The sequence below is a fragment of the Caldimonas thermodepolymerans genome, from assembly GCF_015476235.1.
Taxonomy (GTDB): domain Bacteria; phylum Pseudomonadota; class Gammaproteobacteria; order Burkholderiales; family Burkholderiaceae_C; genus Caldimonas; species Caldimonas thermodepolymerans.
On the sequence record NZ_CP064338.1, the window covers coordinates 3761757 to 3784592 of the forward strand.

15 protein-coding genes and 4 pseudogenes are annotated in these 22836 nt (G+C 68.4%); 7 read left to right on the forward strand and 12 right to left on the reverse strand.

Annotated elements, in window-relative coordinates:
* Positions 1-49: 49 nt before the first annotated feature.
* From chvE to araD1, 4 genes are all read right to left on the reverse strand, one after another.
* Positions 50-1105 carry a multiple monosaccharide ABC transporter substrate-binding protein gene (gene chvE / locus IS481_RS17765; protein ID WP_232529557.1) on the reverse strand — a complete coding sequence of 352 codons (1056 nt, stop codon included), beginning with the start codon at positions 1103-1105 and terminating at the stop codon, positions 50-52.
* A 146-nt stretch (positions 1106-1251) separates the two neighbouring features.
* A complete protein-coding gene (locus IS481_RS17770; protein ID WP_104358693.1) occupies positions 1252-2220 on the reverse strand; it encodes an ABC transporter substrate-binding protein in 969 nt (322 codons plus the stop codon).
* A gap of 70 nt (positions 2221-2290) precedes the next feature.
* A complete protein-coding gene (locus IS481_RS17775) occupies positions 2291-3727 on the reverse strand; it encodes an aldehyde dehydrogenase family protein (protein ID WP_104358694.1) in 1437 nt (478 codons plus the stop codon).
* A 14-nt stretch (positions 3728-3741) separates the two neighbouring features.
* Positions 3742-4740, reverse strand: a complete 999-nt coding sequence (gene araD1, locus IS481_RS17780; protein WP_104358695.1) for an AraD1 family protein — start codon at positions 4738-4740, stop codon at positions 3742-3744.
* 181 nt (positions 4741-4921) lie between these two features.
* On the opposite strand from araD1, the gene IS481_RS17785 reads away from it, so the two are divergent.
* Positions 4922-5881 carry a LysR family transcriptional regulator gene (locus tag IS481_RS17785; protein WP_104358696.1) on the forward strand — a complete coding sequence of 320 codons (960 nt, stop codon included), beginning with the start codon at positions 4922-4924 and terminating at the stop codon, positions 5879-5881.
* Positions 5882-6653: 772 nt separating this feature from the next.
* Here the strand turns inward: IS481_RS17785 and IS481_RS17790 are convergent.
* The gene (locus IS481_RS17790; protein WP_232529367.1) at positions 6654-7430 is read right to left on the reverse strand and encodes an SDR family NAD(P)-dependent oxidoreductase; all 777 of its coding nucleotides are present in this window, start codon (positions 7428-7430) and stop codon (positions 6654-6656) included.
* Between the two features lie 152 nt (positions 7431-7582).
* On the opposite strand from IS481_RS17790, the gene araD reads away from it, so the two are divergent.
* Together araD and IS481_RS17800 are read left to right on the forward strand one after the other, a co-directional pair.
* On the forward strand, positions 7583-9319 hold the full coding sequence (gene araD / locus IS481_RS17795) for an L-arabinonate dehydratase (RefSeq protein WP_104358697.1): 1737 nt from the start codon (positions 7583-7585) through the stop codon (positions 9317-9319).
* Between the two features lie 55 nt (positions 9320-9374).
* Positions 9375-10292: an SMP-30/gluconolactonase/LRE family protein gene (locus tag IS481_RS17800; protein WP_104358698.1), complete on the forward strand. Its 918-nt coding sequence runs from the start codon at positions 9375-9377 to the stop codon at positions 10290-10292.
* 50 nt (positions 10293-10342) lie between these two features.
* Here IS481_RS17800 and IS481_RS17805 read toward each other — a convergent pair whose 3' ends face one another.
* Positions 10343-11518, reverse strand: coding sequence for an FG-GAP repeat domain-containing protein (locus IS481_RS17805; protein WP_104358699.1), 1176 nt, complete (start codon positions 11516-11518; stop codon positions 10343-10345).
* A gap of 243 nt (positions 11519-11761) precedes the next feature.
* Here IS481_RS17805 and IS481_RS17810 point away from each other — a divergent pair, with 243 nt between their 5' ends.
* Positions 11762-12082 carry a 4a-hydroxytetrahydrobiopterin dehydratase gene (locus tag IS481_RS17810; protein WP_232529368.1) on the forward strand — a complete coding sequence of 107 codons (321 nt, stop codon included), beginning with the start codon at positions 11762-11764 and terminating at the stop codon, positions 12080-12082.
* 628 nt (positions 12083-12710) lie between these two features.
* Here the strand turns inward: IS481_RS17810 and IS481_RS18610 are convergent.
* The 5 genes and pseudogenes from IS481_RS18610 to IS481_RS18515 form a co-directional block, all read right to left on the reverse strand.
* Positions 12711-12869, reverse strand: a pseudogene (locus IS481_RS18610) (hypothetical protein); the annotation flags it as partial.
* A 211-nt stretch (positions 12870-13080) separates the two neighbouring features.
* Positions 13081-13782, reverse strand: a pseudogene (locus IS481_RS18615) (recombinase family protein); the annotation flags it as partial.
* A gap of 19 nt (positions 13783-13801) precedes the next feature.
* Positions 13802-14062 carry a toxin-antitoxin system HicB family antitoxin gene (locus tag IS481_RS17820; RefSeq protein ID WP_024849975.1) on the reverse strand — a complete coding sequence of 87 codons (261 nt, stop codon included), beginning with the start codon at positions 14060-14062 and terminating at the stop codon, positions 13802-13804.
* Complete coding sequence (locus IS481_RS18455; protein ID WP_232529371.1) at positions 14059-14397, reverse strand: PIN domain-containing protein; 339 nt, start codon at positions 14395-14397, stop codon at positions 14059-14061. The genes IS481_RS17820 and IS481_RS18455 overlap by 4 nt, the downstream gene beginning before the upstream one ends.
* A 91-nt stretch (positions 14398-14488) precedes the next feature.
* Positions 14489-14788: pseudogene (locus IS481_RS18515) on the reverse strand (MobA/MobL family protein); the annotation flags it as partial.
* An 89-nt stretch (positions 14789-14877) separates the two neighbouring features.
* Here IS481_RS18515 and IS481_RS17835 point away from each other — a divergent pair.
* From IS481_RS17835 to IS481_RS17845, 3 genes are all read left to right on the forward strand, one after another.
* Positions 14878-15297, forward strand: a complete 420-nt coding sequence (locus tag IS481_RS17835) for a conjugal transfer protein TraD (RefSeq protein WP_232529372.1) — start codon at positions 14878-14880, stop codon at positions 15295-15297.
* Position 15298: 1 nt separating this feature from the next.
* Positions 15299-15529, forward strand: a complete 231-nt coding sequence (locus IS481_RS17840) for a conjugal transfer protein TraD (protein WP_104358702.1) — start codon at positions 15299-15301, stop codon at positions 15527-15529.
* A 564-nt stretch (positions 15530-16093) separates the two neighbouring features.
* On the forward strand, positions 16094-21211 hold the full coding sequence (locus IS481_RS17845) for a GLUG motif-containing protein (protein ID WP_194963316.1): 5118 nt from the start codon (positions 16094-16096) through the stop codon (positions 21209-21211).
* Between the two features lie 80 nt (positions 21212-21291).
* On the opposite strand, the pseudogene IS481_RS17850 reads toward IS481_RS17845, so the two are convergent.
* Positions 21292-22582: pseudogene (locus IS481_RS17850) on the reverse strand (ISL3 family transposase).
* Between the last annotated feature and the right edge of the window lie 254 nt (positions 22583-22836).

Genomic DNA, 22836 nt, shown 5'->3' on the forward strand with positions numbered 1-22836 from the left:
GCCTGCTGCCCTGCCGCCTCGCCCGGGCGCGGCGTCGCCAGCGCTGCCGTCACTTGATCTGCCCCTCCTTGTAGTAGCCGCTGGAGACCAGCACCTCCTTCCAGTTGGAGGCATCGACCGCGACCGGCTTGAGCAGGATGGACGGGACCACCTTGACGCCGTTGTGATACGTCTTGGTGTCGTTGATGGCCGGCTGCCTGCCGGCCAGCACCGCCTCGACGAGGTCGACCGTCACCTTGGCCAGTTCGCGCGTGTCCTTGAACACCGTGGAGGTCTGGTCACCGCGCACGATGGCCTTGACCGAGGGGATCTCGGCGTCCTGCCCGGTGATCACCGGCATCGGCTGCTCGGGCGATCCGTACCCCACGCCGCGCAGCGACGAGATGATGCCGATCGACAGCCCGTCGTAGGGCGACAGCACCGCGTCGAGACGTGCCTTGCCGTAGTAGGCCGACAGCAGGTTGTCCATGCGCGCCTGCGCCACCGAGCCGTCCCAGCGCAGCGTGCCGACCTTGTCCATGCCCATCTGCTTGCTGCGCACCACCAGCTTGCCGCTGTCGATGTAGGGCTTGAGCACCGACATCGCGCCGTCGTAGAAGAAGTAGGCGTTGTTGTCGTCGGGCGAGCCGCCGAACAGCTCGATGTTGAACGGCCCCTTGCCCTCCTTCAGCCCGAGCTTCTCGACGATGGAGTTGGCCTGCAGCACGCCGACCTGGAAGTTGTCGAAGGTGGTGTAGTAGTCGACGTGCTTCGAGCCCCGGATCAGCCGGTCGTAGGCCACCACCTTGATGCCCTTGTCCGCCGCCTTCTGCAGCGCGTTGGACAGCGTGGTGCCGTCGATCGCCGCGATCACCAGCACCTTCACGCCCTTGGTGATCATGTTCTCGACCTGCGCCAGCTGGTTGGGGATGTCGTCCTCCGCGTACTGCAGGTCGGTGTCGTAGCCGCGCTCCTTGAAGAAGCGCACCATGCTCTCGCCGTCGGAGATCCAGCGCGACGACGACTTGGTCGGCATCGCGATGCCGATCGTCCCCTTGCCCTGCGCCGCCACCGGCTGCGCCAGCGCCGCCACGCCCCACGCCAGCCCCAGGACGAGGGCCTTGATGAACCTGTTCACTTGCCTGTCTCCTTCCACGTGATCACGCGGCCCCGCCATGCAGGGCCTCAAGCCCGGCAGCCACCGTGGGTCCGGGCCTGCCGGTCCACGGAGGGCACCCCTTCGAGGGGCGGCCGAAGGCCGCAGGGGGTGGGTCAGTACTTCCTATTGGGAAATTCTTTCGCTGCCACTTCCATCGGGAAGATCCCCTCTTCCGTGACGATGCGCTTGGGCAGCGTCTTGCCCGCCATCAGGTCCTTCACGGCCTGCATCAGCTGGGGGCCGAGCAGCGGGCTGCACTCGACGGTGACGTTGAGCTTGCCGGCCATCATGGCCTCGAAAGCGCCCTTCACCGCGTCGATCGAGATGATGATGATGTCCTGCGCCGGCTTCAGGCCGGCCTCCTCGATGGCCTGGATCGCGCCGATCGCCATGTCGTCGTTGTGGGCGTACAGCACGTTGATCTTCCGGCCCTCGGCCTTCAGGAAGGCTTCCATCACCTCCTTGCCCTTGGCGCGCGTGAAGTCGCCGGTCTGCGAGCGGATGATCTTGAACTTCGGGTCGGTCTTGATGATCTCCTCGAAGCCGCGCTTGCGGTCGATCGCGGGGGCGGAGCCCACGGTGCCCTGCAGCTCGACGATGTTGACGTCACCCTTGACGTCCTTCATCTTCTCGACCAGCCAGCGGCCGGCCTTGCGGCCCTCCTCCAGGAAGTCCGAACCCATGAAGGTGACCCACAGCGAGTCGTCCTTCACGTTGACGGCGCGGTCGGTCAGGATCACCGGGATCCCGGCCGCCTTGGCCTCGCGCAGCACGGTCTCCCACCCGCTTTCGACCACCGGCGAGAACGCGATCACGTCCACGCGCTGCGCGATGAACGAGCGGATCGCCTTGATCTGGTTCTCCTGCTTCTGCTGCGCGTCCGAGAACTTCAGCTCGATGCCGGCCTCCTTGGCGGCCGACTTGATCGACTCCGTGTTGGCGGTGCGCCACTCCGATTCGGCCCCGATCTGGCTGAAACCGAGCACGATCTTCTTTTTCTGCGCGAAGGCCGCCAGCGGCACGCCTGCGGCCATGGTTGCCGCGGCGAGTCCGGCGATCACCTGACGTCTTTGTGCGTTCATTGCCTGTCTCCTCTCTTGTGCTTGGGTGAAGCCCCGGCGCCCGACGCTGGCGCAGGTGGCGCAGTGGAACTCAGCTCATGGTGTAGGCGGTCTTCACCGTGGTGTAGAACTCGGCCGCGTAACTGCCCTGCTCGCGCGGCCCGAAGCTCGACCCCTTGCGGCCGCCGAATGGCACGTGCGGGTCCACGCCTGCGGTGGGCAGGTTGACCATCACCATGCCGGCCTGCAGCTGCCGCTTGAAGTGCGTCGCCTGCTTCAGCGAGGTGGTGCACACGCCGGCGCACAGGCCGAACGGCGTGTCGTTGGCCAGGGCCAGCGCATGGTCGGCATCGTCGGCACGCAGCACGCAGGCCACCGGGCCGAAGATCTCCTCGCGCGCGATGCGGTGCTGCGGCTGCGCGAGGAACAGCGCCGGCGCCAGGTAGTGGCCGCGCGTCTCGCGCTCCAGCAGCTCGCCGCCGCACAGCAGCTCGGCGCCCTCGGCGCGGCCGATCTCGATGTAGTTGCGCACGCTCTCGAGCTGGCGCGCGTCGACCACCGGCCCGATCTCGGTGCCGCGCTTGAGCGCATGGCCGACCTTGAGCTGCCGCACCCGCTCGCGCAGGCGTTCCACGAAGGCCGCGTAGACCGGGGCCTCCACGATGAGGCGGCTGGAGGCGGTGCAGCGCTGCCCGGTCGAGAAGTACGCGCCCTGCACCGCGCATTCGACCGCCTGCTGCAGGTCGGCGTCGGCCAGCACCACCAGCGGGTTCTTGCCGCCCATCTCCAGCTGCACCTTGACGCGCCGCGCCCCGGCGGCGGCGAGGATGCCCTCGCCCACCGGCACCGAGCCGGTGAAGCTGATCGCATCGACCAGCGGGCTGTCGACCATGGTCTGGCCGACCATGCGGCCGCTGCCCATCACCAGGTTGAACACGCCGGCCGGCAACCCGGAGCGGGCGATGATCTCGGCCAGCGCGCAGGCGCAGGCCGGCACCAGCTCGGCCGGCTTGAACACCACGGTGTTGCCCCAGGCCAGCGCCGGGGCGATCTTCCAGGCCGGGATCGCGAGCGGGAAGTTCCACGGCGTGATCAGCGCCACCACGCCGACCGGCTCGCGCGTGATCTCCACGTCCACGCCCGGGCGCACCGAGGGCAGGCGGTCGCCGCGCAGGCGCAGGGCCTCGCCGGCGAAGAACTTGAAGATCATGCCGGCGCGCATCGCCTCGGCCGTGGCCTCGGGCAGGGTCTTGCCCTCCTCGCGCGCGAGCAGCCGCCCCAGCTCGTCCTTGCGCGCGATCAGCTCGTTGCCGATCGCGTCCAGCACCTCGAAGCGGCGCTGCGGCGTGCTGTCGGCCCAGGCGCTGCGCGCGTCGGCAGCGGCACGCACGGCCTCCTCGGTCTGGCTGGCGTCGGCACGCGCGAACTCGCCCACCACGTCGTCCAGGTCGGAGGGGTTCTCGCTGACCCCCAGGGTCACGCCGGTTTCCCAGCGGCCGTTGATGTAGTGCTTGAAGAGCTGGGGCATCGTCGAGGTCCTTCTCAGAGGGGGCGCACGCCGCCGGCCGCAAAGCGCTGTTCCTCGACCGCCAGCGGATTCACCAGCGGCGCGCCCAGCGCGGGCAGCTCGATCTCGAAGCAGTCGCCCGGCTGCACGCGCACGCCGTCGGCAAAGCTCAGCGTCGCGGTGCCGAAGAAGTGCAGGTGCACGTCGCCCGGACGGCGGTGCTGCGCGTACTTGAAGTGGTGGTATTCGAGGTTCTCGATCGTGTGGCACATGTTCGCCTCGCCGGTGGCGAACGGCTTGCGCCACACGATCTCGCCGCCGCGCCGGATGCGGCTTTCGCCCTGCAGGTCCGCCGGCAGCGCCCCGGTGCGCAGCTCCGGCCCCACCGCGCAGGCGCGCAGCTTGGAATGGGCGAGGTACAGGTAGTTCTGCCGTTCGGTGACGTGGTCGGAGAACTCGTTGCCCAGCGCGAAGCCGAGCCGCCACGGCGTGCCGTCGGGGCCGATGACGTACAGGCCCACCAGCTCGGGTTCCTCGCCGGCATCGAGCGCGAACGCAGGCGAGACCAGCGGCGCCCCCGGCGCGACGACGATGCCGCCGTCGCCCTTGTAGAACCATTCCGGCTGCACGCCCGGCACGCCGGGGGCCGGCCGGCCGCCCTCCAGCCCCCACTTGAACATGCGCATCGAGTCCGACAGCGCGTCCTCGTCGCCGGCCACCTTGTGGTGCATCGCGTCGCGCGTGGCCGCGCTGCCCAGGTGGGTGAGGCCGGTGCCGCTGACCAGGCAGCGCGCCGGGTCGGGGTGCGTGAGCGGCGGCAGCAGCCGGCCCGCTTCCAGCAGCGCGCGGTACGGCTCGCCCGCCTCCAGCTTCGGCGCGACCAGCGCTTCGAGCGTGAGGCCCTGGCCGATCGACGCCAGCGCCAGCTGGTAGGTCGACTCGGCCCCGGCCACCCGGCGCACCTGTTCGCCGTCGGGCGTGACCACCCCGACGCTCGGCCTGCCGTCCGCTGCGCGGTACTGGATCAGTCGCATCTCGTCTCCGTCCTGGGCGCGATCTGCAAGCCGCGCGCCTCGTTGGTTGACGGATCGTAAGGAGAGGACCGATAACTTTCTAATAGTTTTTCGTACCTGATCGATATACGATTCTGGATATCTCGGTACCGGGACGCGGGTTCACGCAGCCTGCACCACCCCTTGCGGCACAGGACAGCCCATGACCAACTACACCCACTGGTTCATCCGCGCCCGCCTGAAGACCCGCCAGCTGCTGCTGCTGATGGCACTGGAGGAGGAAGGCAACATCCACCGTGCCGCCCAGGTGCTCAACATGACCCAGCCGGCCGCCTCCAAGCTGCTGAAGGACCTCGAGGAGATGCTGGGGGTGGAGCTGTTCCAGCGCCTGCCGCGCGGCATGCGCCCCACCTGGTACGGCGAGACCATGATCCGGCACGCCCGCATGGCCTTGGCCAACCTGTCGCAGGCGCACGACGAGATCGAGGCGCTGAAGGCCGGCCGCTTCGGCCAGGTGAGCATCGGCGCGATCACCGCGCCGGGCATGGCGCTGCTGCCGGCCGCCGTCGCGCAGGTCAAGCAGGAGCACCCCAACCTGGCCGTGTCGGTGGCGATCGAGAGCAGCGACGTGCTGCTGGAGCGGCTGGCCCAGGGCAAGCTCGACCTGATGATCGGCCGCCTGTTCGAGCGCCACGACAAGAGCGACCTGCGCTACGAGGCGCTGGCCGAGGAGCCGGTGTGCGCGGTGGTGCGCCCCGGCCACCCGCTGCTCGGCGTCGCCCGCCTGGGCCTGCGCGACCTGGTCAACGTCGGCTGGATCGTGCCGCCCACCGGCAGCGTGCTGCGGCACCGCTTCGAGCTGATGTTCCAGGAAGAGGGCCTGGAGACGCCGGTCAACCTGGTCGACAGCCAGGCGCTGCTGTTCGTCACCAAGATGCTGCAGCAAAGCGACATGGTCGCGGTGGTGGCGGCCGACGTCGGGCGCTACTACGCCGAGCACGGGTTGGTCGCGGTGCTGCCCATCACGCTGCCGTGCAAGATGGATGCGTTCGGCCTGATCACGCGCACCGATCGCCTGCTGTCGCCGGCGGCGAAGGTGATGTTGCGGGCGGTGCGGAACGCGGCGGTGTCAGTGTATGGCGTACGGTTAGGGGAGGGGTAGGCGGCTGGCGGGTGGGGGTCGTTCGCCCCCGGGCGCGAGTCAGGCGGCTCTTTGTCCCGTGCCGGGGTGGTCGCCCCTGCGGGGCAATCGCCCTTGCGGGCGGTTGCCGGGATGTGCGCCCGGCGGCGCAGTCACTTTCTTCTGCTTGCCCAGAAGAAAGTGACCAAAGAAGAGGGCACCCCGGTTCCTCGGCCCTCGCTGCGCGAGGGCACCTTGCGCTGCTCGGTCTGGACGGGAGGTGTCTGCAAACTCGCCCTGCGGGCTCAGACAGCAGACCCCTCTTTTTCCGTCCAGCCCTGCGCTGCTCAGCTGCGTCACAAGGGGACCCCGTCGCCAGTCAGACGACCCACTCCCCCGACCCTCTCCCCCAGGGAGAGGGAGGGCCCGAGCGCGATGCCGAAGGCGAGCCGTGCGGGGCGGGGTGTTTCCCGTGTGCAGCGTCGAGGAGCGCAGCGGCTGGAAGGTTGCCCCGCTCTGCAAGAGCGGGGTCGGCGAGGACTGTCCGAGCTCCGTTTGCCCGCCATGGCGGGCAAAAAGGGCGAGTTCCGCAGCCGCCTTCCAGACGCGAGCACCGCAGAGAACTCCCTTCGCTCAGCGAAGGGGGGCGCCGCACCCGGGTCGCCTTTCTTTGGTTCCTTTCTTTGGCGAGACAAAGAAAGGAACTGCGCCGCCGGGCGCACATCCCGGCACTGCCCGCGCAGCGGGCATCGCCCCGCAGGGGCGACATTCCCAACACGGCACAAAGAGCTGCCTCACTCGTGCCGAGGCCCCCTCAACTCCACCCCGCATCGACCTTGAACTCCTGCGCCGTGCACATGCGAGAGTCGTCCGCCGCCAGGAACAGCACCATGTTCGCCACGTCCTGCGGCACCAGCCGGTCGGGCAGGCACTGGTTGCGCTCCAGCTCCTGCTCGCCTTCGGGGGTGAGCCACAGCTTCACCTGCCGCTCGGTCATCACCCAGCCCGGCGAGACGGTGTTGATGCGGATGCGCTGCCGCCCCAGCGACGCGGCCAGGCCGCGGGTCAGCCCGTTCACGGACGATTTCGCGATCGCATAGCACGGGTAGCCGGACGCCTTGGTCTGCCAGCCGGTGGAACCGAGGTTGACGATGGAGCCGCCGCCCAGGCGCTGCATGCCGGGCACCACCGCCTGGATCGCGAAGAACGCGGCGCGCTGGTTGATCGCCATGCGGTCCTCCCAGTACTCGGGCGTCACCGAGTCCAGCGTGTGCCGGTCGTCGCTCGCGACGTTGTTGACCAGCGCATGGAAGTCGCCCAGCTCGGCCGCGGCGTCGCGGATGGCCGCCTGCAGCTGCGCCACGTCGCGCACGTCACAGCGGCGCCACCACACGCGCCGGCCTTCGTCGGCCAGCTGGCGCGCCAGCGCGGCGCTGTCGGCCTCGGCCACGTCGACGAAGGCGACCGCGGCCTCCTGGCGCGCGAAGGCGGCGACGATGGCCGCGCCGATGCCGCTGCCGCCGCCGGTCACGAACACCGCGCGACCGGCCAGGCTGGGATAGCGCGCGGTGGCAAGGGAAGAAGAAGTCACGACCAGGTCTCCTGCTGGCCCGCCCTGCGGCGGTGAACGGATATCGATATCAGTTTGGATATCGATGCCGGCTTTCTTTTTATTTTTCGAGTATCAATGTGCAGCGATACGATGCCTCGCGTCAAGAGCCTCGATGAAGAAAGACGCGCCGCATGGACGACAGCAACGAATCGAAGAAGCCGCCGTTGCGCCGCAGCCAGGCCTGGTTCGGCAAGCAGGACCGCGACGGCTTCATGCACCGCAGCTGGATCAAGAACCAGGGCTACCCGCACGACCTGCTCGACGGCCGGCCGGTGATCGGCATCTGCAACACCTGGAGCGAACTGACCCCCTGCAACGGGCATTTCCGCGAGCTGGCGGAGTTCGTCAAGCGCGGGGTCTACGAGGCCGGCGGCTTCCCGCTCGAGTTCCCGGTGATGTCGCTCGGCGAGACGCAGCTGCGCCCGACCGCGATGCTGTTCCGCAACCTGGCCAGCATGGACGTCGAGGAATCGATCCGCGGCAACCCGATCGACGGCGTGGTGCTGCTGATGGGCTGCGACAAGACCACGCCCGCGCTGCTGATGGGTGCGGCCAGCTGCGACCTGCCGACCATCGGCCTGTCCGGCGGACCGATGCTCAACGGCAAGTTCCGCGGCCGGGACATCGGCTCGGGCACCGGCGTGTGGCAGATGAGCGAGATGGTGCGCGCCGGCGAGATGACGATGGAGGAGTTCACCCAGGCCGAGAGCTGCATGCACCGCTCCAAGGGCAGCTGCATGACCATGGGCACGGCCTCGACGATGGCCTCGATGGTCGAGGCGCTGGGCCTGTCGCTGCCGGAGAACGCCGCCATCCCCGCGGCCGACACGCGCCGCAACCGGCTGGCGCAGCTGACCGGCCGGCGCATCGTCGAGATGGTGAAGGAAGACCTGCGCATGTCGAAGATCCTCACGCGCGAGGCCTTCGAGAACGCGATCCGCACCAACGCCGCGATCGGCGGCTCGACCAATGCGGTGATCCACCTGCTGGCGCTGGCCGGGCGCATCGGCGTGCCGCTGACGCTGCAGGACTGGGACCGCCTGGGCTCGGAAGTGCCCTGCCTGGTCGACCTGCAGCCCTCCGGCCGCTTCCTGATGGAGGACTTCTTCTACGCCGGCGGCCTGCCGGCGGTGATGCGCGAGATCCAGCACCTGCTGCACCTGCAGGCGCTCACCGTCAACGGACGGACGCTGGGCGAGAATATCGCCTCGGCGCCCTGCTGGAACCGCGAAGTGATCCGCCCCTACACCGAGCCCTTCAAGCCGGCCGCCGGCATCGCGGTGCTGCGCGGCAACCTTGCGCCCGACGGCGCGGTCATCAAGCCCTCGGCCGCCTCGCCGCACCTGCTCAGGCACCGCGGCCGCGCCGTGGTGTTCGAGAACATCGAGGACTTCCGCGCCCGCATCGACGACGAATCGCTGGACGTCGACGAGACCTGCGTGCTGGTGCTGAAGAACTGCGGCCCGCGCGGCTACCCCGGCATGGCCGAGGTGGGCAACATGCCGCTGCCGCCGAAGCTGCTGCGCCGCGGCATCACCGACATGGTGCGCATCTCCGATGCCCGCATGAGCGGCACCGCCTACGGCACCGTGGTGCTGCACACCTCGCCGGAAGCTGCTGCCGGCGGCCCGCTGGCGCTGGTGCGCGACGGCGACATGATCGAGCTGGACGTGCCCGCGCGCCGGCTGCACCTGGAGGTGAGCGACGAGGAGCTGGCGCGCCGCCGCGCCGACTGGCAGCCGCCCGAGCCACCCAAGCGCGGCTGGTACAAACTCTACGTCGAGCACGTGCAGCAGGCCCACCTGGGTGCCGACCTCGACTTCCTGGTGGGCGGCAGCGGCGCCGGCATTCCGCGCGAGTCGCATTGACGGGCGCCGCCGCCGTTCGGGCTGCCGGACCGTTTCTGCCCTTCGAGGAGCGCCGATGCCTGCTGCCGTTCCGCGACTGTTGAGCGAACCCTCTGCCGTCTGGCCCGCCGGGGCGGTGCTCGGCGAAGGCCTGTGCTGGTCGCCCGGCCGGCAGGCGCTGTACTGGGTCGACATCCTGGGCCACCGGCTGCACCGCTACACCCCGGCCAGCGGCCGGCGCGAGAGCTGGCAGTTCGACGACACCATCTCGGCCGTGGCCGAGCGCGCCCACGCCCCCGGCCTGCTGGTGACGCTGCGCCGCGGCTTCGCCTGCTTCGACCCCGACGCCGACGGCGGGCGTGGCGCCTTGCAGCTGCTGCACCAGCCGGACACCGAACCCGAGCACAACCGCTTCAACGACGGCAAGTGCGACGCCCGCGGCCGCTTCTGGGGCGGCACGATGGACTTCGGCACGGTCCGGCCCACCGGCTCGCTGTACCGGTTCGATCCCGACGGGCGATGCACCCGGGTGCTCGATGCGCGCTTTCCGGTCACCAACGGCCCGACCTGGTCGCTGGACGGGCGCACGCTGTACTTCAACGACACCGTGCACCGGCGCATCCACGCCTTCGACTTCGACCCGGACTCGGGCCAGCTCGCGAACCCGCGCCTGTGGCTGGAGTTCACGCCGCAGGACGGCCATCCCGACGGCATGACCACCGACGCGGCGGGCCGGCTGTGGATCGCCCACTGGGGTGCGGCCTGCGTGACCTGCCACGATGCGCAGAGCGGCGAGGAACTGTTGCGCGTGCCGCTGCCCACGGACCACGTGAGCAACGTCACCTTCGGCGGCCCGCAGCTGTCGACGCTGTACGTCACGACCGCGCGCTTCGAGCTCGGCGCCGCGCAGCTGGCGGCCCAGCCCCTGGCCGGGGCCCTGTTCGCGGTGGAGACCGACGCGCGCGGCCGGCCGGCGCACCGTTACGCCGGCTGAGGAAGGAGCCCGGGCCCGGCGCGCGGCCGGGCCGCGGGCGGCCCCGAGGCTTACTGCGGGATCTCCACGCCCACCGAGGCGTCTTCCGACGTGATCACGGCCTGGCCGTTCAGGGTCGCCGGGAGGATCCACTGGAACCACTGCTTGCCCGGATCGCGCTCGAGCAGGGGCGTCGAGGAGACCAGGCCCGGCCAGGTCACCTTCTGGACGGTGCGGCTTTCATAGAACGTGCCGTCGCCGCCCGAGGTGCGCAGCACCCACAGCGTGCGCGAGGCGCCGGTGCCGGTCACGGCGAAGTCCAGCACCACGCCCTCGTTGGCCACCTTGGGGATCTTCACCGGGGTGACGTTGCGGAAGTCGTAGTTGCCCGGGTTCAGCAGCACGATGGTGTCGGCCCCCTCCCACTCGTGGCCGCCCAGCAGCACGTCCAGGTCGCCGTCCTCGTCGAGGTCGACCAGCTCCACCGAGAAGTACCGCTTGCCGCCGATCGAGCTCGGCAGGCGCGGCGTGGACTCGCGGCTGAACTTGCCGTTGCCGTCGTTGAGCAGCACGTAAGCGGTCTTCGGGTCGAAGTGGTTGACGACCAGCACGTCGATGTCGCCGTCGCCGTCCAGGTCCGCCGCCGAGGCGGAATGGTGGAAGCCCACGTCGCTCGAGGCATCCTGCAGCTTGTAGGTGCCGTTCGCCTGGCTGAGCAGCACCTTGTTGCGCTCGCCCGGGAAGGGGGCGGCGTCGTAGCCGTGGCAGGCGACGAAGACGTCCGGGTGCTCGTCGCCGTTGAAGTCCGCCACCAGCGCCTTGCGCGGGTGGATGCAGCCGGCGGAGGAGGACAGCATCGTCGTGTCCAGCACGAAGCTGCCGTCCGGCTGCTTGCGCCAGAACTCGAACACCGCGGGCGTGGCGTCGGCCTGCGGGGCGGCCGGCGAATAGGTCAGCGACGCCGCGAACAGGTCCGGCCCGCCGGAGCCCGAGAAGTCGCCATAGGCGCGCACGACGCCGACGCCTTCGCGTCCGGCGGGCAGCGTCTGCGGCGTCAGGCCGACCTGCTTGAAGTTGGCGTAGGAGGTCTCGGTCGCGCGCTGCGAATCAGGGTCGGGCCGCGGACCGTCCGAACCCCCTCCGCCTCCGCCTCCGCCGCCACCGCCACCTCCACCTCCTCCGCCGCCGCAGGCGGCAAGCATGGCGATCAGGGCACTGGCGAGCGCGGTACGGACAGGGTGATTCATGTCGGTTCGTTCCTCAACGAAGTCAGGTGATGCGAGGACGCCAAGCTAGCAAGCCGGCCGCGGGCTGGGGATCGGCTGTTCGGCCGAGGGGAATTCCCTGAGCGGGTCGCGGCGTGCAGTGCGTCACGCCGGCCGCGCAACGCCGTTGCACGCCGGCGCCGATCGCGGCCCCACGCCACAGGAAAACTGCGCGCCGCCGGCCCTACAGTGCGGCCCCATCGCCAACCACACGCACAGCCACCCATGACCACGTCGATGTCGCCGCTCACGCCCGACCAGCGCGCCACCCTGCTGCCCGCCCTGCACGGCTGGCAGCCCTGCCCGCCGCGCGACGCGCTGCGCAAGGTCCTGGTGTTCGAGGATTTCAATGCCGCCTGGGGCTTCATGAGCCGCGTGGCGCTGGCGGCCGAGCGGATGGACCACCACCCGGAGTGGTGCAACGTCTGGAACCGCGTGGAGATCGTGCTGACCACCCACGATGCGGGCGGCCTGTCGATGCGGGACGTGGAGCTGGCGCGCTGCATCGACCGCTACGCCGAGGAGGCCGGCGCGCGCACCGCGTGAGGGGCGCCCCGGCGGACGCGCGCCGCGCCCATGTTTTGTCCGGCGTTGACAATCGGGATGATGCGGTATCGGGGATGGGCCTGTAACCGGGCTTGCCGGTGCGCTCGATCCAGTCAAGGATTGTGCCAAGCTCGCCTTGCAGGGTGACGCTGTAGCTGCCGCGTTTCTCTCCGGGGGTGATGACGATGCGGTCGATGATCTCGCGGATGGCGTCGGCGGCTTCGAGAGCGTCGTCGGGATGGTCGAGCGCTTCGGTCAGGCGCTTGATCCTGCGCCGGAAGGTTTCCGCAATGCCGGGGTGAATGTCGGGAACGTCCTGCGGGGCGCCCGACAGACGGGCGGTGAGGCTGTCCTGTCTGGCTTCAAGCTCGGTCAGACGGTCGGACAGGGCGCGATGCCAGCCGCCCTGTTCGATGACGCGCACGATCTCCGCAATGGCCCTGGCCGTCTCGGCAAGCTCGATGCGGGTCGTCTCGGCCATGGCCTGACGCTCCCGGTTGAGCCGGTTGGTTTCCTCGGCATAGGCGCGCATGGCTTCCGCCGTCATGTCCGGCGTCATCATGCGCTCGCGCAGGCCGGTCAGGACGCGCTCTTCCAGCGCCTCGCGCGGGACGGTGCGGCCATTGTCGCAACCGTTCCCGAGCGCATGGTTGGTGCAGGCATAGCGGTCGAGGCCGCGCCTCCGGTAGGTGCCGCCGCAGCAGCCGCAGAACAACAGGCCGGAAAGCAGGGTGCGCGGGCGGTGGGTGGCGTTGAGGCCGCCGTTCTTCGCCACCAGTGTCTTCATGGCGGCGCGCGTGTTCTCGATCCGCCCGGCGAACAGGTTTGCTAAATGGGACTGCCGGGCCTTGGCGGCGTCCCAGAGTTCCTGCGGGATGATCCGCAGTTCCGGCGCTTCGCCAAACACCCATTCGCTTTCCGGATTTGCGACGGTAGGCGTAGCGCCCCGTATCGGGGTTCTTCACCTTGCGCTGGCGGTTCCAGACCAGGCGGCCAATGTAGAGTTCGCAATTGAGGATGCCGGAGCCGATTTCCCGGTTGCCGCGAATGACGGTATCGCCCCATCGCTTTCCGGTCGGGCTGGGAATGCCGTCGCGGTTGAGGTCTGCCGCAATGCGCTGCGGCCCCTTGCCCGCGACATATTCGCGGAAGATGCGGCGAACCACCTCGGCCTGTTCCTCGATGATCTCGCGCTCGCCCCGGATCGGCTCGCCGCGCGCGTCGAGCTGGTGGACGACGCGATAGCCATAGGCATTGCCGCCGCCGATCTTGCCCGCCTCCACACGCCCCCTGATGCCGCGATGGGTCTTGATGGCGAGGTCCTTCAGGAACAGCGCGTTCATGGTGCCTTTCAGGCCGACATGAAGCTCGTTGATCTCGCCTTCCGACAGGGTGAAGATCGTCACGCCCGCAAAGCGCAGCCGCTTGAAGACGCCTGCCACGTCCTCCTGATCGCGGCTGATGCGGTCGAGCGCCTCCGACAGCACCATGTCGAAACGGCCCGCCTGCGCATCGGCCAGAAGCGACTGGATGCCGGAGCGGATGAGGGATGCGCCGGAAATGGCTCGGTCGGAATAGGTTTCCACCACCGTCCAGCCCTCGCGCGCCGCGCGTTCCCGGCACTGGCGCAACTGGTCCTCGATCGAGGCATCACGCTGGTTGTCGGAGGAATAGCGCGCGTAAAGGGCAACGCGGATCATGGGGGCAAACTCCGTTCTGTCAGTCCTTGATGGCGTCCTTCGGCATCGGCGGCACGTCCGGCGCTCTGTCCAGAAGCTTCGTCAGATCGCCGCGCTTCGCCGTGCCGGCACGGGCTTTCAGGAAATCGGCGGCGGTCTCCACCGCTCCGATCTTCTGCGCGACCGCCGAGACGATCCACTGATTGAGCGATACACCGTCCTCCTGCGCCAGCCGCGCCGCCGTCTCCTTGAGCGATTGCGGCAGTTGCAAGGGGTATTTGTAGCGTTGGGTCTGCGTCATGTGTTCAGGCTCCTGACGATCTCTCCCGGTGTTGCGACGGTCACGCCCAGCGTCGAGGCCGGGCGGAAGTCCCTGACATTGTGCGTCACGATGGCGTCGGCCTGTCCGTTCAGCGCGGCCTCAAGCACCATCTCGTCCGCTGCATCGGACAAGATGGGCCGCGTCCTGAACGAGATATCAACGCCCTCGGACACGGCGGCGAGCGCGCTCATCAGCGCCGCGACATCCTCCAGGCTGTGGCCCGTCGCCTTCCGGGTCTCTTCCCGGCTCAACACCGCCTCGTATTCCAGAAACAACGCGGTTGAACAAAGCGGGGTAACCAGACCACGATCCACGAAACGCAGGAGCAGATTGCTCGCGCCGTTGGACGATCATGCCGTGATCGACAAACTCGGCCTGCACGAAGTCGCGGGCAAGCTCGATGCCCTGGCGCTGCGTCATCTCGCGCGGAATGGCGAACTCGACCTCGCGGGCAAGCTGGGCATCTTTCCTGACCTCGAACGCCTCCACATCGTTCCAGAGCCGTTCGCGGTCGGACCAGACTTCGGGCGCTCCATCCGGCAGCAGCACTTCGGAATGGACGACGCCGCGCTTGCCGGAAAAGTCCTGCACGCGCCCCAGCCGCTCGTCGCGCATCCGCGAGGCCGAGCGGTAGGCGGCCGACGCCACCGCGCTCGATCCGGCCTTGCGGCCGATGACCTTGACGTGAAGATGATAGATCGCCATGGCGATCCGAACATCTACACATTCAAGCGCACGTCGGAACGACGTATAAGCGCGCCCTCCTTGATAAAAATCTCCGGAGGGACCGGGCCGTGCCAGACCGTCCCGGCATCATTACTGCGTTCTGCGCCTCACGCAACTATCCTTACCGCATCAACCACTTGCGACCGGGAAAGGACACGACGATGCGGAAGCCGAGAGACTATGACGCCGAACTGAAGGCGCTGGAAGACAAGGCCAAGGAACTCAAGACCCGCAAGGTGCAGCAGCTTGGCGAACTGGTGATCGCCACCGGGGCGGACAGCCTCACCGCCGAGGAACTGGCCGGGGCGCTGGTTGCGCTGGCGGAAACCAAAGATGCTGGAAAGAGAGAGGCGTGGGCCGGGCGCGGGGCAGCGTTCTTTCGCGGCAAGTCCCGGCGATCTGCATCAGCGTCTGGTCACGACAACAATGGCGCTCCGGCGCAACCGGGCGGTGCGCAACCGGCATCAGGCGGCACGGGCGCGGCATGACATGCGGCACTGGCAGGTCGAGCGTCGCAGGCGCACGCGCCACCTGATCGAGCTCGGCGGTCTCGTCGTCAAGGCGGGCATCGTGGACCTGACCAATGACGACCGCGCCACGATCTACGGCGCGATGATCTGGATCGCCGAAAAGCTCAGCAGCGAAGACGGCGAACATGCGCGCGGCGTCTGGGCAAAGCTCGGAAAGATGGCGTTCGAGATGAAGCGTCCGGCGAGGTGATGCAACTCGCGCCCGACCACGAGGTCGTCATGATCGCCGATACTGCGAGAACCCAGCAGCAAGCAGGAAGCCAGCATGCCACTCGCCATTGCGGCACTCGTCGCCCGCAAGCGGCGGCAACGTCTTGACAGAGAATCCAGCGAATCAAATAATCTACCAACAGCTGTATCATAATGAAGTTGGAACAAACGAGCGCCCGAAGGGGGGGCGTCTGTTACGTGGAACGACGACAAATATTCGATCTACGGCGAGGGTGTGGTCAAAACCAGCCTGAACGACTTCGGTGACAGTTATTCCCTAAAAGTCACCCTCGGGCTCAGGATACGGTGGTGAACAGGCGGTATCCCGATGCAGCTCACCATCCCGTTCCCGGTCGATCAGTCCTCGTCCTTCCGCCTGGAATAGCCGGCGACCCGAAATTACTTCTTGCCGGATCAGGCGCGGGCACACAGGCACTCTCATATTGTCTTAGCGAATTCCGTGTGTTAGCGGGATTCATCCGTCACGACCTGAGGCTGGCGGGCGATCGGCCTGCCGGCACGATTTTGCTTGCGGGGATCGGGCATGATCGTTGGCATTTCGTCGGGCGCGCGTGCAGCGCTTTTGGGCACCACGGCGTTGAGCCTGCTGCTCTCGCCGGTGGCGGGTTATGCGCAGGCGCTGCCTTCGGGCGGGACGGTGACGCATGGCGAGGCGACGATCAGCCAGTCGGGGTCGAGCCTGCTGGTCACCCAGTCCTCGCACACTGCCATCCTCAACTGGAACAGTTTTTCCATTGGCGGCGGCGCCAGCGCCCATTTCGAGAACGGCAGCGGAGCGACGCTGAACCGGGTGACCGGCAATTTGCCGTCTGCCATCGACGGCACGCTGACCGCGACGGGCTCGCTCTATCTGGTCAATCCGGCCGGCATTGCGGTGGGTACCGGCGGCATGGTGCGCACCGGCGGCAGTTTCGTCGCCTCAACCCATGACGTGAGCGACGCCGCCTTCCTTGCCGGCGGCGACATGGTGTTCGCGGGGACAAGCACGGCCGGCGTGGTCAACGAGGGCGTTATCGCCTCGCTGGGCGGCGATGTGGTGCTGACGGCGCGGCGCGTGGAGAATGCGGGAACGATCCTTGCCCCCGAGGGCGATGTGGGCCTGCTGGCCGGCTATGAGGTGCTGCTGCGCGATCTGGCGAGTGATGACGGCAGGTTCGCGGTGCGCGTCGGCGGTGCCGATACGGAAGTGGTCAATACCGGCACGATCGCGGCGGCCAATGCCGAACTGCGCGCCAATGGCGGCAATGTCTATGCGCTGGCGGGCAATACGCAGGGCATCATCACCGCGACGGGCGTCAAGAAGCAGGGCGGACGCATCTTCCTCACGGCTGGCAATGGCGGCAGCGTGACGGCGACGCAGCGCATGGTGGCGCGGCCCGCACAACAGGCCGCGTCCCTGCCGCAGAGCGTTCCCGTTCCGCAGGAACGGCCCGCCAGCCTCGGCGGTATCGTACGCATCTCGGCCGACCGGGTGACTTTGGGCGGCGAGATCGACGTCTCGGGCGATACCATTCCCGGCGGCACCATCATCGCGGTGGCGAAAGAGCAATTGAGCCTCACCGAAAATGCCCGGCTCGACGCCTCGGGCGCCGATGGCGGGCTGATCCTGCTCGGCGGTGACTATCAAGGCGGGGCGGACCCACAAAACACTTACTGGCACGAGGCCATCGGCACGACGCAAACGACGCTGGTGGCCGGGGGCGCGTCCATCGTCGCGGACGGCTCGGAGGGCGCCGGCGGCAATGTCGTGGTCTGGGGCGACGATCATACCGGTTTCGCCGGCACCATCTCGGCCACGGGCGTCACGCGCGGCGGCGATGCGGAGGTTTCGGGCAAGGCGACTTTGTCCTATAGCGGCTTTGCCGATCTGCGGGCCAGCGACGGGGCCTTCGGCACGCTGCTGCTCGATCCCTACAACGTCACCATCTCCCACGATGCGCAGACCACAGGCGCCGGCTTCACCGCCAATGGCAATGACAGCGTCATCAACGCCACCACGCTGATGGCTGCGCTCGGTGCCGCCAATGTCACGGTCTCGACCGGCGCGGGCGGCGCGCAGAACGGCGACATCACCGTGGCCGCCGCCCTGTCGTGGAACAGCGCCGGCGTGCTGACGCTGGACGCAGCGGGCGGCATCGCCATCAATGCGGCGATCACGGCGCAGACTGGCGGGCTGACGCTGCAATCGGGTGGCACCATCACCACCGGCGCGAACGGTGCGGTCGATGTAGCGCGCTTCACGCTTGCCAGCGGAAACTGGGTGCAGAACACTTCGACACTGCCGACTTTCAGCGCTACCGACTTCCGCATCACCGGCGGCTCCTTCCTGCGCGCCACCGGCGGCGACGGGGTAGCCGGCGATCCATATCTGCTCACCGACATCTATGGCGTGCAGGGCATGGCGACGCATCTCTTGGGGCATTTTGCGCTGGCGGGCGACATCGACGCTTCGGGCACCGCGCAATGGTGGGGCGGGCTGGGCTTCGTGCCTGTAGGGCGCACAAATCAAGCCAACAGTTTCCAAGGCAGTTTCGATGGGCGGGGCCATGCGATCTCCGGGCTGACCATCGACCGGCCGGACGAGGATTATGCCGGCCTCTTCGGGTACACTTCTGGCGCGACCATCGCCAATGTCGGGCTGACCGGCGGATCGGTCACGGGCAGCTGGTATGTCGGCGGGCTGGTGGGGCGGCAGCTTGGCGGCAGCATCGCGCAGAGCTACGCCACCGGCGCGGTCTCGGGCCGCAACTATGTCGGCGGGCTGGTGGGGCGGCAGCTTGGCGGCAGCATCGCGCAGAGCTATGCCACCGGCGCGGTTGCGGGCCTCAACGCTGTCGGCGGGCTGGTGGGGTATCAGCTTGGCAGCATCACGCAGAGCTACGCCACCGGCGCGGTTCAGGGCAGCGATTACGTCGGCGGGCTGGTGGGGTGGCAGGACGGCGGCAGCATCGCGCAGAGCTATGCCACCGGCGCGGTTGCGGGCACCGGCAACGCTGTCGGCGGGCTGGTGGGGTATCAGCTTGGCAGCATCACGCAGAGCTACGCCACCGGCGCGGTTCAGGGCAGCGATAACGTCGGCGGGCTGGTGGGGTATCAGCTTGGCAGCATCGCGCAGAGCTATGCCACCGGCGCGGTTGCGGGCACCGGCAACGCTGTCGGCGGGCTGGTGGGGTATCAGCTTGGCAGCATCACGCAGAGCTACGCCACCGGCGCGGTCTCGGGCCGCGACTATGTCGGCGGGCTGGTGGGGTATCAGCAGAGCGGCAGCATCACGCAGAGCTACGCCACCGGCGCGGTTCGGGGCAGCGCTTACGTCGGCGGGCTGGTGGGGTATCGGTGGGCCGGCAGCATCGCCGACTCGTTCTGGGATATGGAGACCACCGAGCAAGATGAGGCGGTCGGCAATATCGGCAGCGCATTGGGCGCCACCGGGCTGACGACGGCGCAGGCGCGACAAGCGTCGAGCTATGCCGGCTGGGATTTCGACACCGTCTGGTATCAGGAGCGCGACCTGCGGCCGATGCTGCGGGCCTTCGCCGCGCCGGACCGGGATGGCGATGGAGTCTATGAAATCTCCAATCTCTATCAGCTCCAGCTCATGGACGCCTGGCGCGACCGCAACTATGTGCTGATCCGCGATATCGACGCCTCGGCCACCGATGCGACACTGCCCGGCTTCGACGCGGCCGGCATCTGGAGCGCGCAAGGCTTCGCGCCCGTGGGGCGTACAGATCAGGCCAACAGTTTCCAGGGCAGCCTCGACGGACAGGGCCATGTGATCTCCGGGCTGACCATCGACCGATCCGGCGAGGATTATGCCGGCCTGTTCGGGCGCACATTTGACGCGACCATCGCCAATGTCGGGCTGGAGGGCGGATCGGTCACGGGCCGCACCTTTGTCGGCGGGCTGGTGGGGGTGCAGTCCGGCGGCAGCATCGCGCAGAGCTATGCCACCGGCGCGGTTGCGGGCCTCAACGCTGTCGGCGGGCTGGTGGGGGCGCAGAACGGCGGCAGCATCGCGCAGAGCTACGCCACCGGCGCGGTTGAGGGCACCCTGGATGTCGGCGGGCTGGTGGGGTATCAGCAGAGCGGCAGCATCACGCAGAGCTATGCCACCGGCGCGGTTGAGGGCACCCACCGTGTCGGCGGGCTGGTAGGGTTGCAGGGCGGCGGCAGCATCGCGCAGAGCTACGCCACCGGCGCGGTTGAGGGCAGCAACTTTGTCGGCGGGCTGGTGGGGTTGCAGGACGGTGGCAGCATCGAGCAGAGCTACGCCACCGGCGCGGTCTCGGGCCGCGACTATGTCGGCGGGCTGGTGGGGCGGCAGCTTGGCGGCAGCATCACGCAGAGCTACGCCACCGGCGCGGTCTCGGGCCGCGACTATGTCGGCGGGCTGGTGGGGTATCAGCAGAGCGGCAGCATCACGCAGAGCTACGCCACCGGCGCGGTTGCGGGCGACTGGTATATCGGCGGGCTGGTGGGGTATCAGTGGGGCGGTAGCATCGCCGACTCGTTCTGGGACAGGAACACCACCCAGCAAGACGAGGCGGTCGGCAATATCGGCAGCGCATCGGGCGCCACCGGGCTGACGACGGCGCAGATGCAGGACCCGTTCACCTTCATCGATGCCGGTTGGGATTTCGCCGCGATCTGGGGCAAGTCGAGCCTTAACGAGAATGGCGGCTACATGATGCTGCGCGGGGTAGGCCCGGGCACGCTCTATGACGATTATGTCCGTGTGGCGGCTGTCGATCTCTCCCGCGTCTATGGCAGCAGCAACCCGGCCCTCGCGCCCCATGTCACCATCGCCGGTGTCGGCGCCGCCAATGTCTCGGTCGGCTGGGGCAGCGCGGTAGGCCCGCAGGCCAATGCCGGCGCCTACGCCTTCACCGATCCCGGTGTGCTTGACATCTCGACCGGTTCGCCGGGTGGGGTCTATGTGGACTATGGCTCGGGCACGCTGACGGTGACGCCGCGCGCGATCACGGTGACGGCCTCCAACCTTTCTCGTCTCTATGGCGAGGCCAACCCGGCGCTGACCTTCGGCCCGATCGGCGGCGACGGGCTTGCCTCGTTCCACGCCGATCTCGCCGCCGCCGGCTTCGGGCTTGTGACCGCTGCCGGGATGCAGTCGGATGTCGGCAGCTACGCCATCGACCTGACGGGAGCCAACGGCAATTACGACGTGACCTTCACCCCCGGCACGCTGACGGTAACGCCGCGCGCCATCACAGTGACGGCGGATGATCTGCGCAAGCTTCTGGGGCAGGCCGATCCGGCGCTGACCTGGTCGATCACCGGTGGCAGCCTTGCCAGCTTCGATACGGAAGCTGGCGTGTTCGGGGGTGATCTGATGCGCGATCCCGGCGAAGGGGTTGGCACATACAGCATCCGGCAGGGAACGCTTGTCGCCAACTCCAATTACGACGTGACCTTCGTAGACGGCACGCTGACCATCGCGCCGGTCGCGGTGAGTGTGGCGAGCCTGTTCGAGCGCGCCCTGCCGTTGTCTTTGCAGGCCGACCCGACGGAAGGCGGCGCCCTTGTCCTGTGCGATACCGGCGTGCTGCCGGAAGCGGAATGCGCAGCCTATCCCCATCCGGCCAATCGCGGCCTCGCCCATGTCGGGTTCGCTCAATAAGGGGGCCTGCCATGAAGCATCACCGCAGGATTGCCGCCGGCCTCTGGGCTCCATGTCGTTTCGTGTGGAAAGCAACACTGTCACTGGGGCATCGCCGGCGCGAATGGGCTGGCCGGCAGGTGCTTGAGCTTGGACATGCGTAGATAGGCGATGGCGATGAAGTTCTGGCTCGTCCTGAAGCCGCGTGCGGCGCGCTTGGCCTGCTGCAGCAGCCCGTTCATCGCCTCGACGAAGGCGTTGCTGCGGTGATCGACCATGCCGCGCACCACCGCGTCGAACCGCTCCTTGAGCGTGGCGGCCAGCTTCTTGAACGGCTCGAGCCGACAGCGCCGCGCCCAGCTCAGCCAGGCCCTGAGGTCGGATGCGGCCTGTTCGATGCTGTTGTGCGCTGTGGCCCGCGCGTACACCTCGCGCAGCGCCATCTTCAGCCGCCACGCCCGCGCGCTCTTGAGCGTCGAGCGCTGCAGCCAGTGCATGGCATCGAGCTGGCGGGCGCTCCAGGTGCTGGGGTTGCGCCGCATGCCCCACAGCAGCTGCCTGAGCGTCTTGCGGCCGCCAGCGCCCAGCGCGGCTCGCACCGCCTGCGCGTCGGTGGCCATCTCCGCGCGGCGCACCTGGTCCATCGCATCGATGGCCATCGAGACGACGTGAAAGCGGTCGTAGCTGATCTGCGCCTGGGGCAGCGCCAGCGCCACGCCCTTGGCGTAGGCTGCGCTCATGTCCATGCACACGTGCCGCACCTGGGCGGGATCGCCGCCATGGGCCTTCAGATCCTCGGCGAACTCCACCACCGTGCGGTGCTCGCGCCCCTCGGTGGCGAACAGCAGCCGCTTGCGATCCAGGTCGTGCACGACGGTGATGTAGTGCTGCCCGCGCCGCAGGCTGGTCTCGTCGATGCCCACCGTGCGCACGCCGGCGAAGTCTTCCAGCGCACGCGCCTGCGCGACGTAGAACTCGATGCGCCGCCACAGCCGCTTGTCCTTGCAGCGCAGCAACTCGGCGGCCTGGCGCACCGGCAGGTCCAGGCACAAGGTCAGCGCCAGCGCTTCGAACGCCGCGGTGAAGCCCGAGCCCGGACGCGCCCAGGGCACGGCCACCTGCGTGGTCTTGCCGCAGGCACCGCAGGCCACGCGCGGCACGTCGCAGTGCAGCCAGGCCTCGAACTGGAAGAAGTCCAGGTGCCGCCAGGATCGGCGCAGCCGGTCGTGCACCGGTTGCGTGGCCGCATGCCGGGCAGGCGAGCCTGCTGGTGTGGCAGCCGATCTCGAAGTCGATACGCCGCTTAGCGGTGTCGAGCCTGACGTCATCGACGACCTACGGCGGCTGCAAGCCCAGCGCGCTGGTGAACAGAGCTTCCACGGCAATGCCCATGGACTCATCCTCCTGATCAAACCCGCCCGGTGGACATGTGCACAGGCCGGCCAGCGGCCTGCACACATGCCCACCGGGCTCGACGACCAGGAGTCATTGTGACTGTTGGGTTCCACACGAAATGACGAAGAGCCGGCCTCTGGGCCTCTGTCTCACTGGCCGCGCTGATTGGTCTGGCTGGCATAGCCCACGCCCAGTCCACGGCGATCGAGCGCAACCTGCCCCCTGCGTCGGTCACCTCTGGCGGCGAGATC

What these genes read in the sequence shown, in the direction of transcription:
- araD (WP_104358697.1), top strand. Translation starts at nt 7,583, where the DNA reads ATGGACGACAGCAACGAATCGAAGAAGCCGCCGTTGCGCCGCAGCCAG.
- IS481_RS17805 (WP_104358699.1), bottom strand. Translation starts at nt 11,518, where the DNA reads ATGAATCACCCTGTCCGTACCGCGCTCGCCAGTGCCCTGATCGCCATG.
- IS481_RS17810 (WP_232529368.1), top strand. Translation starts at nt 11,762, where the DNA reads ATGACCACGTCGATGTCGCCGCTCACGCCCGACCAGCGCGCCACCCTG.
- IS481_RS17820 (WP_024849975.1), bottom strand. Translation starts at nt 14,062, where the DNA reads ATGACGCAGACCCAACGCTACAAATACCCCTTGCAACTGCCGCAATCG.
- IS481_RS17770 (WP_104358693.1), bottom strand. Translation starts at nt 2,220, where the DNA reads ATGAACGCACAAAGACGTCAGGTGATCGCCGGACTCGCCGCGGCAACC.
- IS481_RS17840 (WP_104358702.1), top strand. Translation starts at nt 15,299, where the DNA reads ATGCGGCACTGGCAGGTCGAGCGTCGCAGGCGCACGCGCCACCTGATC.
- IS481_RS17845 (WP_194963316.1), top strand. Translation starts at nt 16,094, where the DNA reads ATGATCGTTGGCATTTCGTCGGGCGCGCGTGCAGCGCTTTTGGGCACC.
- araD1 (WP_104358695.1), bottom strand. Translation starts at nt 4,740, where the DNA reads ATGCGACTGATCCAGTACCGCGCAGCGGACGGCAGGCCGAGCGTCGGG.
- IS481_RS17775 (WP_104358694.1), bottom strand. Translation starts at nt 3,727, where the DNA reads ATGCCCCAGCTCTTCAAGCACTACATCAACGGCCGCTGGGAAACCGGC.
- IS481_RS17800 (WP_104358698.1), top strand. Translation starts at nt 9,375, where the DNA reads ATGCCTGCTGCCGTTCCGCGACTGTTGAGCGAACCCTCTGCCGTCTGG.
- IS481_RS17785 (WP_104358696.1), top strand. Translation starts at nt 4,922, where the DNA reads ATGACCAACTACACCCACTGGTTCATCCGCGCCCGCCTGAAGACCCGC.